Genomic DNA, 2,610 nt, shown 5'->3' on the forward strand with positions numbered 1-2,610 from the left:
GACTCCACCCGAACTGGCGTCCGAGCTTCACAGTCTCCCACCTATCCTACACAAATTGTACCGACCACCAATACCAAGTTGTAGTAAAGGTCCCGGGGTCTTTCCGTCCTGCTGCGCGTAACGAGCATCTTTACTCGTAATGCAATTTCGCCGAGTCCACGGTTGAGACAGCGCCCAAGTCGTTACGCCATTCGTGCAGGTCGGAACTTACCCGACAAGGAATTTCGCTACCTTAGGATGGTTATAGTTACCACCGCCGTTTACTGGCGCTTAAGTTCAAAGCTTCGCCGGCCGAAACCAGCTAACCTGTCCCCTTAACGTTCCAGCACCGGGCAGGCGTCAGTCCGTATACATCGAATTACTTCTTCGCACGGACCTGTGTTTTTAGTAAACAGTCGCTTGGGCCTGGTCTCTGCGACCATCACCGCTTCCACCAGCAAGTGATGTAACGGATCCGGTCCCCCTTCTCCCGAAGTTACGGGGGCATTTTGCCGAGTTCCTTAACCATGGTTCACTCGATCGCCTCGGTATTCTCTACCTGATCACCTGTGTCGGTTTGGGGTACGGGCGGCTCTAACACTCACTGCGAAGTTTTTCTCGGCAGCATGGGATCATCCACTTCCCCTGAACGGGTCCGCCTCGGCTCTCAGGCTCAATGAGACACGGATTTGCCTATGCCTCGCCCTACCACCTTGCCCGCGGATCAGCTTGCGCCTACCATCGCCGCGGTTGGACTACCCTCCTGCGTCACTCCTCAATGCACCTACTACCACCTCGGGTCACCAACTCCACCCATCCGTCCGAAGACATCAAAGTTTCGTTGGCTTAGCATCAGCGGGTTCGGTCGGGTCGTGTTAATGCCGGTACGGGAATATCAACCCGTTGTCCATCGACTACGCCTGTCGGCCTCGCCTTAGGTCCCGACTTACCCAGGGCAGATTAGCTTGACCCTGGAACCCTTGATCATCCGGCGGACGGGTTTCTCACCCGTCATTCGCTACTCATGCCTGCATTCTCACTCGTGCAGCATCCACAACTCCATCACTAGGCTGCTTCACACGCTGCACGACGCTCCCCTACCCACCCACACACCTGGATGCCCCAAAAGACACCGGGTTCTAGTGTGAGTGCCACAGCTTCGGCGGATTGCTTGAGCCCCGCTACATTGTCGGCGCGGAATCACTTGACCAGTGAGCTATTACGCACTCTTTCAAGGGTGGCTGCTTCTAAGCCAACCTCCTGGTTGTCTGGGCAACTCCACATCCTTTTCCACTTAGCAATCGCTTAGGGGCCTTAGCTGGTGATCTGGGCTGTTTCCCTCTCGACTACGGAGCTTATCCCCCGCAGTCTCACTGCCGCGCTCTCACTTACCGGCATTCGGAGTTTGGCTGATTTCGGTAAGCCGGTAAGCCCCCTAGACCATCCAGTGCTCTACCTCCGGTAAGAAACACGCGACGCTGCACCTATATGCATTTCGGGGAGAACCAGCTATCACGGAGTTTGATTGGCCTTTCACCCCTATCCACAGGTCATCCCCCAGGTTTTCAACCCTGGTGGGTTCGGTCCTCCACGCGGTCTTACCCGCGCTTCAACCTGCCCATGGATAGATCACTCCGCTTCGGGTCTAGAGCATGCGACTAAAACGCCCTATTCAGACTCGCTTTCGCTACGGCTACCCCACACGGGTTAACCTCGCCACACACCACTAACTCGCAGGCTCATTCTTCAAAAGGCACGCCGTCACACAACCAAAAATCATGCTCCGACGGATTGTAGGCAACCGGTTTCAGGTACTATTTCACTCCCCTCCCGGGGTACTTTTCATCTTTCCCTCACGGTACTAGTCCGCTATCGGTCACCAAGAAGTATTTAGGCTTAGCGGGTGGTCCCGCCAGATTCACACGAGATTTCAAGAGTCCCGTGCTACTTGGGAAAACACTCAAGAGTCACTGTCTTACGCCTACAGGGCTATAACCCACTACGGCTCAACATTCCAGAAGATTCGACTTCAACAGTGATTGATAACTCTTCCGACCCACGGCATTGGATCAAGAATGCTCCCACAACCCCACATGCGCAACGCACGCCGGCTATCACACGCACATGGTTTAGCCTCATCCGCTTTCGCTCGCCACTACTCACGGAATCACAATTGTTTTCTCTTCCTGCGGGTACTGAGATGTTTCACTTCCCCGCGTTCCCTCCAGAACCCTATGTGTTCAGGCACTGGTAACTGGCTTTAGAATGCCAGCTGGGTTTCCCCATTCGGACACCCCCGGATCACAGCTCGGTTGCCAACTCCCCGGGGCTTATCGCAGGCTCCAACGTCCTTCATCGGCTCTTGGTACCAAGACATCCACCGATTGCCCTTAGTAGCTTGTCACAACAAAAAATTGCGAAATCACAAAACGCTACAAAGATTTATCAGATGCTCGCGTCCACTATACAGTTCTCAAAATACGGGCAGGAACACCAACCCAAACCACCACTTACCAGTAGAAGCATGCCCACCAGGGAAACAACACACCCAACAAACACACCCACCAACAGTCTGGTGAGAGCCGGCCCCAGCCACCCATCCAACCGTCACCGGTTGAACCGTGACCCTAC

At 54.7% G+C, this 2,610-nt stretch carries 2 rRNA genes (1 of these 2 only partly in view); both read right to left on the reverse strand.

Annotated elements, in window-relative coordinates:
- Nucleotides 1-2,383 (reverse strand): 23S ribosomal RNA (locus tag AB0L64_RS40930); the annotation flags it as partial.
- 62 nt (nucleotides 2,384-2,445) lie between these two features.
- Nucleotides 2,446-2,610: ribosomal RNA gene (locus AB0L64_RS40935) — 16S ribosomal RNA — on the reverse strand (its annotated part continues 1,488 nt past the right edge of the window); the annotation flags it as partial.

Source organism: Kribbella sp. NPDC051936, assembly GCF_040680955.1.
Taxonomy (GTDB): domain Bacteria; phylum Actinomycetota; class Actinomycetes; order Propionibacteriales; family Kribbellaceae; genus Kribbella.